Source organism: Micromonospora rubida, from assembly GCF_009908295.1.
GTDB classification, from domain to species: domain Bacteria; phylum Actinomycetota; class Actinomycetes; order Mycobacteriales; family Micromonosporaceae; genus Micromonospora; species Micromonospora rubida.
Genome location: NZ_JAAALO010000008.1, coordinates 77410 through 90095, shown reverse-complemented (window position 1 = coordinate 90095; position 12686 = coordinate 77410). Strand labels below are relative to the sequence as shown.

The 12686-nt window shown below is 70.4% G+C and carries 12 protein-coding genes; 4 read left to right on the top strand and 8 right to left on the bottom strand.

Annotated features, from left to right (window positions below):
• Window positions 1–46 precede the first annotated feature (46 nt).
• From GVV04_RS25390 to GVV04_RS25375, 4 genes are all read right to left on the bottom strand, one after another.
• The gene (locus GVV04_RS25390; protein ID WP_161691204.1) at window positions 47–547 is read right to left on the bottom strand and encodes an RICIN domain-containing protein; all 501 of its coding nucleotides are present in this window, start codon (window positions 545–547) and stop codon (window positions 47–49) included.
• Window positions 548–1372: 825 nt separating this feature from the next.
• Window positions 1373–1807: an RICIN domain-containing protein gene (locus tag GVV04_RS25385; protein WP_161691202.1), complete on the bottom strand. Its 435-nt coding sequence runs from the start codon at window positions 1805–1807 to the stop codon at window positions 1373–1375.
• Between the two features lie 445 nt (window positions 1808–2252).
• The gene (locus GVV04_RS25380) at window positions 2253–2909 is read right to left on the bottom strand and encodes a class F sortase (RefSeq protein ID WP_328822581.1); all 657 of its coding nucleotides are present in this window, start codon (window positions 2907–2909) and stop codon (window positions 2253–2255) included.
• Between the two features lie 68 nt (window positions 2910–2977).
• Entirely contained in the window at window positions 2978–3766 is a 789-nt protein-coding gene (locus tag GVV04_RS25375; protein ID WP_161691200.1) for a hypothetical protein, read from the bottom strand.
• 129 nt (window positions 3767–3895) lie between these two features.
• Here GVV04_RS25375 and trmB point away from each other — a divergent pair, with 129 nt between their 5' ends.
• Window positions 3896–4636, top strand: coding sequence for a tRNA (guanosine(46)-N7)-methyltransferase TrmB (gene trmB / locus GVV04_RS25370; protein ID WP_161691198.1), 741 nt, complete (start codon window positions 3896–3898; stop codon window positions 4634–4636).
• 78 nt (window positions 4637–4714) lie between these two features.
• Entirely contained in the window at window positions 4715–7228 is a 2514-nt protein-coding gene (locus tag GVV04_RS25365) for a DEAD/DEAH box helicase (protein ID WP_161691196.1), read from the top strand.
• Between the two features lie 84 nt (window positions 7229–7312).
• Here GVV04_RS25365 and GVV04_RS33480 read toward each other — a convergent pair whose 3' ends face one another.
• Window positions 7313–7867 (bottom strand): TetR/AcrR family transcriptional regulator, encoded by a 555-nt coding sequence (locus tag GVV04_RS33480; protein WP_161691194.1) that lies wholly within the window; start codon window positions 7865–7867, stop codon window positions 7313–7315.
• Window positions 7860–8693, bottom strand: coding sequence for an alpha/beta fold hydrolase (locus tag GVV04_RS25355; protein ID WP_161691192.1), 834 nt, complete (start codon window positions 8691–8693; stop codon window positions 7860–7862). The genes GVV04_RS33480 and GVV04_RS25355 overlap by 8 nt, the downstream gene beginning before the upstream one ends.
• Before the next feature lie 196 nt (window positions 8694–8889).
• Between GVV04_RS25355 and GVV04_RS25350 the strand changes: the two genes are divergently transcribed.
• Together GVV04_RS25350 and GVV04_RS34560 are read left to right on the top strand one after the other, a co-directional pair.
• On the top strand, window positions 8890–9537 hold the full coding sequence (locus GVV04_RS25350) for a hypothetical protein (protein WP_161691190.1): 648 nt from the start codon (window positions 8890–8892) through the stop codon (window positions 9535–9537).
• A 277-nt stretch (window positions 9538–9814) separates the two neighbouring features.
• Window positions 9815–10714, top strand: coding sequence for an endonuclease domain-containing protein (locus GVV04_RS34560; RefSeq protein ID WP_161691188.1), 900 nt, complete (start codon window positions 9815–9817; stop codon window positions 10712–10714).
• 108 nt (window positions 10715–10822) lie between these two features.
• Here the strand turns inward: GVV04_RS34560 and GVV04_RS25335 are convergent, their stop codons facing one another.
• Complete coding sequence (locus GVV04_RS25335) at window positions 10823–11764, bottom strand: ABC transporter substrate-binding protein (protein WP_161691187.1); 942 nt, start codon at window positions 11762–11764, stop codon at window positions 10823–10825.
• Between the two features lie 11 nt (window positions 11765–11775).
• Window positions 11776–12654 (bottom strand): ABC transporter ATP-binding protein, encoded by an 879-nt coding sequence (locus GVV04_RS25330; RefSeq protein ID WP_161691185.1) that lies wholly within the window; start codon window positions 12652–12654, stop codon window positions 11776–11778.
• Between the last annotated feature and the right edge of the window lie 32 nt (window positions 12655–12686).

The window sequence follows — 12686 nt, the reverse complement described above, 5'->3', positions numbered from 1 at the left end:
CGAAGGGCGCCAGGCGCGAACCGACAACTACCGAGGCCTCACCCGATCAGGCGATGTAACTCCACCGCTGGTGATCCCCGTTGTTACAGGGGAGGGTGTACGCATCGGACGAGTTGCCATCCAGACAACGGCCGGTTGCCACGTTGATGACCTGGTAGGTCTGCCTCATCCCTCCGTAGATGGGGACGTACCTCAAACCAATGGCGTTGAAGTGCCACCGCTGGTACTTACCGTTGTTGCATCTCATCACGTAGACGCCGCCGGCAAAGTTGCTGTCCAGGCACACATTGCCGTCCCCCGTCGCGATCTGATGCCCGTTGGGAGGGTTATCCGACACCCAGAACCGGGCATGGACGCTAGTGCTCATCTGGACGTCGCCGTTCACCACGTTAATCCCACCAGTGGCGAAATTGTAGAGTGTTCCGAAGTAGTTGACCGAGACGTACTGCGCCTGGGCGGGCGTCGCCGTGACCATCACCGGGGCACCGATCGCCACCATTACCACTGCCAACCTGGCAATGACTCGTTTGAGCCTTCCAACCTTCACAACTTCTCCTTGTTCTTGTAAGCGGGCGAGACAGCCACGTTACGGGCAGAGCTTCGCATGCCCGTCAAGAGTGCACAAGTCCTCCCATAGCACCCCGCATACAAGCGACACAGCATGCCGTCAATTGGTAAGGCAGAAAGCCCGCCAGGGACAGCGGCCGTCACCCAAATAGGGGACGTCGACAACCCTGTCAGTCGACGCGCACGTCGCCCACTGACGTGATCCCAACAAGATTCGGGCAGGCAGCGGCATCCGATGTGTGAGGTAGGGGGCGGCGCGGGCAAGGCCTGCCGACACTTTGCGGCACAGGACAACGACTCGACGCCGTCATGACGGAAAGATTTGCGCGACCAACAGGTAGACCATCCACCGCCGCCCGCATCCACGGCATCAGGGACGCGCCAACCATCGCGGAGGCGAGGGCCTTCGTTGACAAGGGGCCCGGAACAGTGGTGAACGCCGTTCAAGCCGCACCCGGATTACGCGTGCGGACGCCACTGCCGGCTTCAGCAAAGGGACGCGGCGTGAGGCGCTGACGGCGTCGCTTGACCGCACCGCGGCGCACCTTCCACGCCGCCAGGTTCGGTCTTGCACAGATGCTGATGAGTGGCAAACTTTCGCTATGGACGTCCCGAAATATGAACACTCCGAACAGGAGTGACACGGGGAATGCCTCCCAATCGGTTTCGTGGTCGCGCAGCTGCCGCTCCCGACCCTGACCCGGTGGCGAGTCGGCGCGGGCCACACAGCGGCTTTCATCGCGGTTACGCGCCTAGCACCTCGCGAGCACCAGGCGCGTAACCGACATCTATCGAGGACTCCAGATCAGCTACGGATTTTCCACACCTCGTAGGAACTACGGCCGCACGAATAGGTACTTACCAATCCCACGGACAATGCGGACAGGCAAAGGCCGGTCGCCTTGTTCACGATCTCGTAGCGCCTTCCAGTGGAGTCGCTCGACAACAAATTGAAGTGCCACCGTTGATAATCGCCGTTGTTGCAACCCAAGATGTAGACAGCGCCGGCGGCGTTGCTGTCCAGGCAGCCCCGGGCGTGCAGAATAGTATGCCCGTTGGGCGCGTTGTCCTTAATGAACCACTGTTGCGATTCGTTGTTCATGTAAACTTTACCGGAAGTGCTTGACACGGCCATGGACTGTGCGAACGCATCAACAAACAGCCGCCCCCAGGCGGTGACCGAAACATACTGCGCCTGGGCGGGCGTCGCCACGACCATCGCCGGGGCACCGATCGCCACGATTACCACTGCCAACCGGGCAATGACTCGTTTGATTCTTCCAACCCTCACTTTTTTCCTTCCCCACCATCAAGCCATACGGGGCATAACGATATTTCGATACGCCCGAGCAGTGTTACATGAGCGTTGACGACCGGCAAACTCCCGTTTGGGCATCCCGAACTCTGGAACTGCTGAGCACCGAAAACACGGAGCGCGCACGAGCCGTCACGAAAGGGACGCGAAGAATGGTCGACGCCCAATCCAAAAAGGGAGGGGTCAATATCCCTCTTTGCGTCACACGGCCGACACAAAGGTGGCGTGGGAACCCCACCAATCGGCGACACCTCCTGCGCCGAGGATCACCCAGAGGGGCAAAGGGGACGGCCAGGACGCGATGCGCCTGCCCTGCGCCCCTCGTTGCCACCGACGCCGGTGCCTGCTGCCAGGCCGCCCCGCCACCCCGTCAGGGGCGGCGAGTGTCGACCAACGAGGCGAACGCGATCACGTTGTCGGCGTAACCCGTCCGGCCGCCCACCCACGCGCCGCCGCAGGTGATCAACCGCAGCTCCGGCGGGCCGTTGTCGCCATACACCCGGTCGGCGGGCAACTCGTCCTTACCGAAGTGCTCGACCGCGTCCACCGCGAAGACCACCACCGTGCGGTCGTCCCGGGTCACCTCGATCCGGTCGCCGACCTTCAGTTTCCCCAACTCGTAGAAGACCGCCGGGCCGTTCTTCGTGTCCACGTGCCCGACGATCACGGCCCGGCCCGACTCTCCCGGCGTCGGACCACGGTCGTACCACCCGGTCTCGTCCGCCCGCTCCAGCGGTGGCACGTCGATCGACCCGTCGGCGGCCTCCCCGACCGGCTCCACCGACGCGGCCACCCCGATCGCCGGCGCGCGCAGCCGGACGGGGCGACTGGCCGCCAGCCCCGACCCGTCGGCAACCTGCGAGGTCGGCCGGTCGGCGGTCCCGGCGACCCACTCGAGCGGCCCGCCCGTGCGGCCCAGCCCCGCGCCGGTGACGAAGACCCCGACCAGCACCATGACCACGGCCACCGGTACCGACCAGGACCGCCGACCCGGACCGGCCGACGGGGTCACCCGCGCGGACGTCACGGCCGACGGGATGGCGTGCGCGGACGCCACCGGCGACGGGATCGGGCGCGCGGACGTCACAGCCGGCCTCAGCGGCGGGACCCGGCTCGGGGCCGGCGACGCGTGGCCAGGCCGATCGTCACCCCGGCCACGGCCAGGGCCACGCCCCCGGGGAGCAGCAGCCCGTCGGTGCCGCTCCCGGCCGTACCGCCGAAGCCGGTGTTCGGTCCCCGGCTCGGATGCTGGATCGTGGGGCGCGGCTGGTGCGGGGCCGGCTGGTGCGTCGGCTTGCGGGTGGGCGAGGGCGAGGGCACCTTCTTCACCACCTGGAGCATCGTGGCCGCGGTCTCCCCGTCCCGACACTCCAGCTTCACCGGGTAGTTGCCCGGCCAGACCCGCTCGCGGACCATCGGGGACGCGATGAGCAGCCCCTCGTACGGTCGCACGGCGACCCGACCGAAGGCGTCGGAGACTACGATGGCCGGCACCGAGTTGTCGCGGCAGCTGGCCCGGATGCCGACGAGGTAGCCGGGCTGCACCGTGCCGGGGCTGACCTCGACGAAGACCCGCCAGCCGGACGACGGACCGCCGCCGGGCTGTTCAGCGCCCGGGGCACCGGCAAGCGGCTGCGGGTCCACCGACTGCGGGTCCAACGGCTCGGGGTCCAGCGGCACGGGGGCCGGCCGCTCGGGCTCCAGCGGCCAGGGATCCAAAGGCACCGGGTTCGACAGCTCGGGACCCGACGGCACGGGACCCGACGGCACGGGGGCGGGCACGAGCGCGGGCGCACCGGCGGCAGCGGCGACCCCGGCGAGCGGGCCGGCGAGCGCGGCCACGGCGACCGCCAGCGCGGTGCCGAGGCGTGCGGCTGACCCCATGACCCCTCCCGGCGCGGTAGCGCTCCCCCGGGCAGCGGCCGCCCGGCCTGCCGTACGGGATGAATCACGTCATCCCCGGTCGCATCTCACATCCGATCCGGCGCGGCCGTCGCGTACGCTCGGGTCGCTGTGACCTCCATCGACCCGAACCCCGCCGCGACCGTGCCGGCGCCGCACCCGGCCCGGATCCGCACCTTCCACCCCCGGCGCGGCCGGATGAGCGAGCGTCAGGTCGACGACCTGGACCGGCTCTGGTCCGCGTACGGCCTGACGATCACCGACGACCTCGCCGCCCCCGTCGACCTGGCGGCGCTCTTCGGCCGCCGGGCCCCCGCGGTGCTGGAGATCGGCTCCGGGATGGGGGACGCCACGGCCGAGATGGCCGCCGCCGACCCGAACCGAGACTATCTGGCCGTAGAGGTGCACACGCCCGGAATCGCCAACCTGCTGGGCCTGGTGGAGCGCCGTGGCCTGGGCAACGTCCGGATCGGCCAGGGCGACGCCCTGGAACTGGTCGAGGCGCTGCCGGAGGGGTCGCTGGACGCCGTGCACGTCTTCTTCCCCGACCCGTGGCCGAAGTCGCGGCACCACAAGCGGCGGATCATCGCGCCGGCGCACGTGGCGCTGCTGCGCTCCCGGCTGGCAGTCGGCGGGACGCTGCACTGCGCCACGGACTGGGCCGAGTACGCCGAGTCGATGCGCGGGACGCTGACCGCCGACCCGGGGCTGCTCGACGTGCACGGCGGGTACGCGCCGCGCCCCGCGCACCGGCCGGTCACCAAGTTCGAGCGCCGGGCGCTGACCGCCGGCCGCCCGATCTTCGACCTCATCCACGTGAAGGAAGGGCACCTTATTAACGCAATGCGTTAATAAGGTGCCCTTCCTTTCACCCAGGGCGGCCGGGCCGGTTGGCGCGGGAGGGCCTGCGGCAGGCACGATGGACGGGTTATGACGCTCACCGCCGCGCTGCCGACAACCGCCGACCCCGACGCCCTCTTCGACGCGTTCGCCAGTTGGGCGAAGGAGCGCGGCCTCGACCTCTACTCCCACCAGGAGGAGGCGGTCATCGAGATCGTCTCCGGCGCGAACGTGATCATGAATACGCCGACCGGCTCGGGCAAGAGCCTGGTGGCGATCGCCGCGCACTTCGCCGCCCTGGCCGACAGCCGCACGACCTTCTACACCGCCCCGATCAAGGCCCTGGTGTCGGAGAAGTTCTTCGCCCTCTGCGAGGTCTTCGGCGCCGACAACGTCGGCATGCTCACCGGCGACGCCAGCGTGAACGCCGACGCCCCGATCATCTGCTGCACGGCCGAGATCCTGGCCAACCTCGCGCTGCGCGAGGGGACGCGGGCCGACGTCGGCCAGGTGATCATGGACGAGTTCCACTTCTACGCCGAGCCCGACCGGGGCTGGGCCTGGCAGGTGCCGATCGTCGAGCTGCCCCAGGCGCAGTTCGTGCTGATGTCGGCCACCCTCGGCGACACCACCCGCTTCGTCGACGATCTCACCCGGCGCACCGGCCGGCCGACCGCCGTCGTGCGCTCGGCCGAGCGGCCGGTCCCGCTCATCTTCTCGTACGCGATGACGCCGTTGCACGAGACCCTCGAGGAGCTGCTGGAGACCAAGCAGGCCCCGGTGTACGTCGTGCACTTCACCCAGGCCGCCGCGCTGGAGCGCGCCCAGGCGCTGATGAGCGTCAACGTCGCCACCCGCGCCGAGAAGGACATGATCGCCGAGGCGATCGGCCGGTTCCGGTTCACCTCCGGCTTCGGCAAGACCCTGTCCCGGCTGGTCCGGCACGGCATCGGCGTGCACCACGCCGGCATGCTGCCGAAGTACCGCCGGCTCGTCGAGACCCTGGCCCAGGCCGGGCTGCTCAAGGTCATCTGCGGCACCGACACCCTCGGCGTCGGCATCAACGTGCCCATCCGCACCGTGCTGTTCACCGGCCTGAGCAAGTACGACGGCGTCCGCACCCGGCTGCTCAAGAACCGCGAGTTCCACCAGATCGCCGGCCGGGCCGGCCGGGCCGGCTTCGACACCATCGGCCGGGTCGTCGTGCAGGCCCCCGAGCACGTCATCGACAACGAGAAGGCCCTCGCCAAGGCCGGCGACGACCCGAAGAAGCGGCGCAAGGTGGTCCGCAAGAAGCCGCCGGAGGGCTCGATCGGCTGGGGCCGGCCCACCTTCGACCGCCTCGTCGACGCCGAGCCGGAGCCGCTGACCTCCAGCTTCCAGGTCAGCCACTCGATGCTGCTCAACGTCATCGGCCGCCCCGGCGACGCGTTCGCCGCGATGCGCCACCTGCTCACCGACAACCACGAGGAGCGGGCCGCCCAGCGCCGGCACATCCGCCGCGCCATCGCCATCTACCGGGCGCTGCGGGCCGGCGGGGTGGTCGAGGAGCTGCCCGAGCCGGACGAGACCGGCCGCCGGGTGCGGCTCACCGTCGACCTCCAGCTCGACTTCGCGCTCAACCAGCCGCTGTCGCCGCTCGCCCTGGCCACCATCGAGCTGCTGGACGCCGAGTCCCCGTCGTACGCCCTCGACGTGCTCTCGGTGATCGAGTCGATCCTCGACGACCCCCGGCAGATCCTCTCCGCGCAGCAGTTCAAGGCCCGCGGCGAGGCGGTCGCCGCGATGAAGGCCGAGGGCATCGAGTACGAGGCCCGCCTCGAACTGCTCGACGAGGTGACCCACCCGAAGCCCCTCGCGGAGCTGCTGGAGGCCGCGTACGAGATGTACCGGCAGGGGCACCCCTGGGTCGCCGACCACCAGCTCTCCCCCAAGTCGGTCGTCCGCGACATGTACGAGCGGGCGATGACCTTCACCGATTACGTGCAGTTCTACTCCCTCACCCGCTCCGAGGGCCTCGTCCTGCGGTACCTCGCCGACGCGTACAAGACGCTGCGCCAGACCGTCCCCGAGGACGCCAAGACCGAGGAGCTGGTCGACCTCATCGAGTGGCTGGGCGAGCTGGTCCGCCAGGTCGACTCCAGCCTCATCGACGAGTGGGAGCGGCTGAAGAACCCGTCCGACGTGGCCGAGGCCGCCGAGGCGTACGCGAATCTCGACGACCGGCCGCCGGCCGTCACCCGCAACACCCGGGCGTTCCGGGTGCTGGTGCGCAACGCGCTGTTCCGCCGGGTCGAGCTGGCGGCCCTGCGCCGCTGGTACGACCTCGGGGAGCTGGACGGCGGGGACGGCTGGGACGCCGACGCGTGGGCCGAGGCGCTGGAGCCGTACTTCGAGTCGTACGACTCGATCGGGGTCGGCCCGGACGCCCGCGGCCCGGCGCTGCTGATGATCGAGCAGGGCCGGGAACGGTGGACGGTCCGGCAGATCCTCGACGACCCGGACGAGGACCACGACTGGGGCATCAGCGCCGAGATCGACCTGGCCGCCTCCGACGAGGTGGGCGCCGCCGTCGTCCGGATCACGGACGTGGGTCAGCTCTAGGCCGGCGATCCCGTCGAAAGTCACCGCGCTCGCGCGTCGACACCAGGTCGGTGACATCGGCGCATCCTGTCGAGGGAAGCTCGATCATGGGCGGCGCAGCCCACGGTCGAGGAAGTCGATCAGCCACTCGAAGCTCTGGTCGGTGTCCGCGTTCCACTGGAAGCCGTGCGCGGTCTGGAGGGTGGCGAACCCGTGCAGGGTGCTGCGCAGCGTCCGCAGCGCGTGGGTCTGCTCGGCCGGGTCGATCCGATAGCCGCGCAGCACCGCGGCGAGCGACTCGACCACCCGGGCGCCGGCCGCGTCGAGTTCCGGGTCGACGACCGCGCCGACCGTAACGGCGTACCGGCCCGGGTGCTCGGTCAGGTAGGACCGCATGGCCCGGGCGGCCGCGGCCAGCGCATCCCGCCCGGCGTACCCCTGGGTGGCGTCGCGCAGCGCGTCGCCGAGCTCGGTCATCGCCAGCGCGGCGAGACCCTGGCGCAGCGCGGCGAGGCTCTCCACGTGCTTGTACAGCGACGGGGTGCGGACGCCGAGCCGCTCGGCGACCAGGCCCATGGTGAGCTGGCCGAAGCCCCGCTCGTCGGCGACCTCGGCGGCTGCGGCGATCACGGCGGCCCGGTCGAGGCCTGCCCTAGGCACGGACGGCCGCCGCGAGGAACGGGAGCATGAGCGCCACCACCTGATCGGGGAACTGGGTGTGCGGATAGTGTCCGGCACCTTCGACGAGCGCCAGGGTGGCCAGCCCGTCGGGCATCGCGGCCACGATGGCCTCGCCCTCGGCCTGCGGGTCGGCCCAGTCCGGGTCGAGCGTGCCTTCGACGATCAGCGCCGGGCAGCGCACCCCGCCGAGGTGGGCGCCGGCGTCGGCCGGGGTGGAGCCGCCCATCTTCTGGAGCACCTTCATCCGGCCGGGCTCGCGCAGCTTGGCCTCGATCCGGGCCAGCTGGGCGGTCCAGTCGGCCGGCCGCGAACCGGGATAGGCGACGTCGAGGTAGCTGAGCCACAGCGGGACGCTGCCGAACAGGCCGGCGCCGAGCAGCCGGGTCATGCCCTGCCGGAAGCGCCGGACCCGCAGGTCGGCGAGCCCGATCGACTGCTTGCGGGTGAACGGCGCCAGCTCGACGATCGCGCTGACCAGCTCGGGAGCGGTGGCTGCGGCGATGGTGACCGCCCCGCCGGAGATCGAGTGGCCGACCAGGACGGCCGGCCCACCGAGGTGGCGGATCAGCGCGACCAGGTCGCCCGCGAGATCGGTACGGGTGTAGCCGGTGAAGCTGGTATCGGACTCGCCGGCGCCGCGCAGGTCGGCTGCGGCAACCCGGTAGCCGTCGGCGACCAGGCGCGGGACAACGAAACGGTACGCGTCGCGGCTGTCGCCCATCCCGTGGGCGAGGACCACGAGCGGGCCCTCGCCGGTCACCTCGTAGGCGATGCGCCCGCCGTCGACGGAGAGGTACTCGGTCATGACTGCCTCCAGGTTCAGCTAATGTCGTTAGCTAAAAGCTAGTCGGATTAGCCGAGCGCGTCAAGTCCCAGGTCGCCACCCGGCCGCCGGGACGGGCCGTCGAGGGCCCGCACGACCCCTCGTTTTCGCTGGGCAATGTCAGACCCGTCGATTAGAATGTGTGTACTAAACCAAGTCCTGACCTGGGAGGACTTCCGTGACCGCGCCCACCTCCAGCACCCTCCCGCCCTACGCCACCCTCCTCGGCTTCACCCGGTACGTCGACCGCACCGGGCCCACCAAGGCAACCTTCGTCGGGGGCCTGCGCAAGCAGCGGGCGAGCCGGCACGGCTTCAACCCGCACGGCCAGTTCGTCAAGGCACTCAAGGCCGACGTCGCCTTCCACACCGGCGGCACCCACCTGGCGCAGGTCGCCGACGTGGTCAAGCCGCGCTGGCGCCCGCTCTACCAGGCGCTCGTGCCGGGCGCGACGGCCTGGCTGCGTTCCCTCGGCGAGCCGACCGCCGTGGACCTGGCCCAGACCCGCGACGCCCTGGCCATGCTCGGCGACCTCCCCGTCAAGATCAACCCCCACTTCGGCATCCGGTACGCCGACGACGGCCGCGCCGAGGCCGTCCGCCTGCACTTCGACGAGGCCCCGCCCAGCGAGGAGGCGGCCCTGGCCACCCTGCACCTGATGGCCCGGCACATGGACGCCGTCCTCCCCCACGCCACCCCGGTCCTGGTAGACGTCCGCCGAGGCGAGGCATACCGAATGCCGAACACCGTCAAGCCCCAACAGGTCGAACAATGGCTGGCCGGCGAGGCCGCCGCCTTCCGCGCCATCTGGTCCACCGCCGCCTAACCCCCCCCCCCCCCCCCCCCGGGCGCCCCCCCCCCCCCCCCCCCCCCCCCCCCCCCCCCCCCCCCCACCCCCCCCGCCCCCCCCCCCCCCACCCCCACCCCACCTCGCCGCTCCGCGGCGCGACCGTGGCGCAAAGTCACGGAATGAGTGGCTATTCCCCGTCGAATAGCCACTCATTCCGTGTAAGTGCAGGCGTGGGAGGGCGTGGGAGGGCGTGGGAGGGGCGGGTTATCCACAGGGGGTTTCGGGGAGGGGGCGGGTACGTCAGGGTTGGGGGGTGGCTCGCATTCCTCGTCGGCCGGCCGAGCTGGTCGGACAGGTGTTCTTCGCGCGGGACGCGGTTCGCCGCGGCCTGCTCAACAAAAACGACCTACGCAGCAGCGCATGGCAACAGGTTCTCCACAATGTCTATGCCGACGCCCGTGTCGAGATAACGCACCTGACCCGGTGCCGGGCCGCGGCGTCGTGGCTCTTCCCACCCGGATGCGCCGTCGCGGGCAGATCGGCCGTCGCCCTGCTCGGCGGGCCGACACCGGGGCCACACGAGCCGGTCGAGGTGCTCGTCCACCCGACCTCCCGCTTCGGCCCCCTGGCCGGCCTGCTCATCCACGTTGCCTGTTGGCGCGAGGGCGAGGTGCAACGGATCGATGGCATGCCTGTCACCACGGGCGTCCGCACCTGCTGGGACCTCGCCTGCTGGCTGGACACCGTCGAAGCAGTGGCGTTGATCGACACTCTGCTGCACAACCGAGTCGTCCACTCCGCCGACCTCACGGCGTACCTGGCCCGGCGGCGGGGCCAGCGGGGTGCCCGGAGGTTCACCGAGACACTGAGCCTGGTCGACGCGGGCGCGGAGTCCCTGCCCGAGTCGCGGCTGCGAGTGCGACTCGTCCGCGCCGGGCTGCCCCGTCCCGTGACCCAACACGTGGTCACCCGGAACGGCCGATTCGTGGCGCGGGTCGACCTCGCCTGGCCGGACCTCAAGGTGGCCGTCGAGTACGACGGCCTCTGGCACCACGACCCTGAGCAGTTCCACCGCGACCGGCAACGTCTGAACCACCTGCTCGGCGACGGCTGGATAGTCCTGCACGTGACGAGCAAACGAATGAAGGAAGACTTCGACGGCGTGCTGACGGAAATCCGTTCCGCCCTCCACTCCCGCCGCTCCTCCCATTGACCCCCTGCTCTTACAGAGAAAGAGTGGCTGTTCCCGGCGGAACAGCCACTCTTTCCGGGAATTTGCGCTCCCCCCCCCCCCCCCCCCCCCCGGGGGGGGGGGGGGGGGTTAGGAGAGGTGCTTTTCGAGGTCGTCGATGATCTTGTTGGCGGCGCCGACGCCGATGCCGGTCATCCAGACCTCGTCGGAGACCGGGTACGCCTTGCCGGCCTTGACCGCGGACAGGCCCTTCCACAGCGTGCCGCCGGAGACTGTGGCCTGCTCGGCGGTCGCCTTCTCGCCGTACGCGGTCACGAAGATGACGTCGGCGTCGACCTCGTTGACCCGCTCGGGGCTGACCGCGTCGAAGCGCTTGTCCTCCTTGTTGGCGAGCTGCTGCCGCTCGGGGCGGCCCAGCCCGGTGTCACCGATCACGATGCCGGAGAAGGAGGCCGGGCCGTAGACCCGGATCGCGCCGGGCATGAAGCGCACGATGGAGATCTTCCGCTGGGCGGCGTCGCCGAGCTTCGCGCCGAAGTCCGCGGCCCGCTTCTCGTACGTGGTGAGCAGCTCACGGGCCTGCGCCTCCTTGCCGAGCGCCTTGCCGTCGAGGAGAAGGTTCTCCTTCCAGGTGATGCCCACCTGCTCGGTGAACACCGTCGGGGCGATGGCGGCCAGCTCGTCGTAGAACTTTTCCTGGCGGAACTTGCTGCCCAGGATCAGGTCGGGCTTGAGGGCGTTGATCGCCTCCAGGTCGGGCTCGGTGAGCACCCCGACCGACTTGATCCCGGCCAGCTTCTCCTCGCCGAAGTAGGTCGGCCAGCCCTTCGCCTCGCCCGCGGTGGCCGCACCGACCGGTGTGATGCCCAGCGAGAGCGTTGTGTCGATCTTGTCTGTGTCGAGGACCACGACCCGCTTGGGGTCGGCCGGGACCTTGGTGGTGCCCATGGCGTGGGTGATCTCCCGGGTGTCCCCGGCGGCGGTGTCGGCGACGGGGTCGCTCTCTCCGCAGGCGGTGAGTCCGACGCTGAGGGCGACGGCCGCGGTGAGCACGGCGGCGAGACGACGCATCGATGTTCCTTTCAGAGGGTTCCGTTGGCCGGTGGGCCTGCGGAGGAGGTGATGGAGGAGGCGGCCCGCGCGGGGGCGGCCAGGGAGGAGGTGACGGAGGAGGCGGCCAGGGAGGGGCTGGTGAGGGCCGGTACGACCAGGGGCGCGCCGGTCACCGGGCAGGGCACGACGACGCAGTCGAGCCCGAAGACGTCGCGGACCAGCTCCACGGTGAGGATCTCCCGGGGCGGGCCGGCGGCCACCACCCGGCCGGAGCGCATGGCGATCAGGTGGTCGGCGTACCGGGCGGCCTGGTTGAGGTCGTGCAGCACGGCGACCACGGTCCGGCCCCGCTCGGCGCGCAGCCGGTGCAGCAGGTCCAGCACCTCCACCTGGTGGGCCAGGTCGAGGAAGGTGGTCGGCTCGTCCAGCAGCAGCGCCTCGGTGTCCTGGGCCAGGGTCATCGCGATCCAGACCCGCTGCCGCTGCCCGCCGGAGAGGGTGTCCACCGGCCGGTCGGCGAGGCCGGCCACGTCGGCGAGCTCCATCGCCTCGTCGACGGCTGCGCTGTCCCGCTCCGACCACTGCCGCCACCACCGCTGGTACGGCTGCCGGCCCCGGCCGACCAGGTCGGCGACCGTTACCCCCTCGGGCACCAGCGGGCTCTGCGGCAGCACGCCGAGACGTTGGGCGACCTCCCGGGTCGGCAGGTCCCGGATCGCGGTGCCGTCGAGCAGCACCGCGCCCCGGCTGGGGGTGAGCAGCCGGGCCATGGTGCGCAGCAGCGTCGACTTGCCGCAGGCGTTCGGGCCGACGACGACCGTGAAGGCGTCGGCGGGCAGCTCGAGGTCGAGGCCGTCCAGGACGGTCCGCTCGTCGTAGCCGACGACCAGGTCGCGGGTGGAGAGCATCACGGCTCCTCGGGAGGGGACGACGGAAGGGG

Bases quoted from the DNA above. Each gene is read 5' to 3' on its own strand.
- GVV04_RS25330 (WP_161691185.1), bottom strand. From the start codon at position 12,654: ATGCTCTCCACCCGCGACCTGGTCGTCGGCTACGACGAGCGGACCGTC.
- GVV04_RS25365 (WP_161691196.1), top strand. From the start codon at position 4,715: ATGACGCTCACCGCCGCGCTGCCGACAACCGCCGACCCCGACGCCCTC.
- GVV04_RS25355 (WP_161691192.1), bottom strand. From the start codon at position 8,693: ATGACCGAGTACCTCTCCGTCGACGGCGGGCGCATCGCCTACGAGGTG.
- GVV04_RS25375 (WP_161691200.1), bottom strand. From the start codon at position 3,766: ATGGGGTCAGCCGCACGCCTCGGCACCGCGCTGGCGGTCGCCGTGGCC.
- GVV04_RS25335 (WP_161691187.1), bottom strand. From the start codon at position 11,764: ATGCGTCGTCTCGCCGCCGTGCTCACCGCGGCCGTCGCCCTCAGCGTC.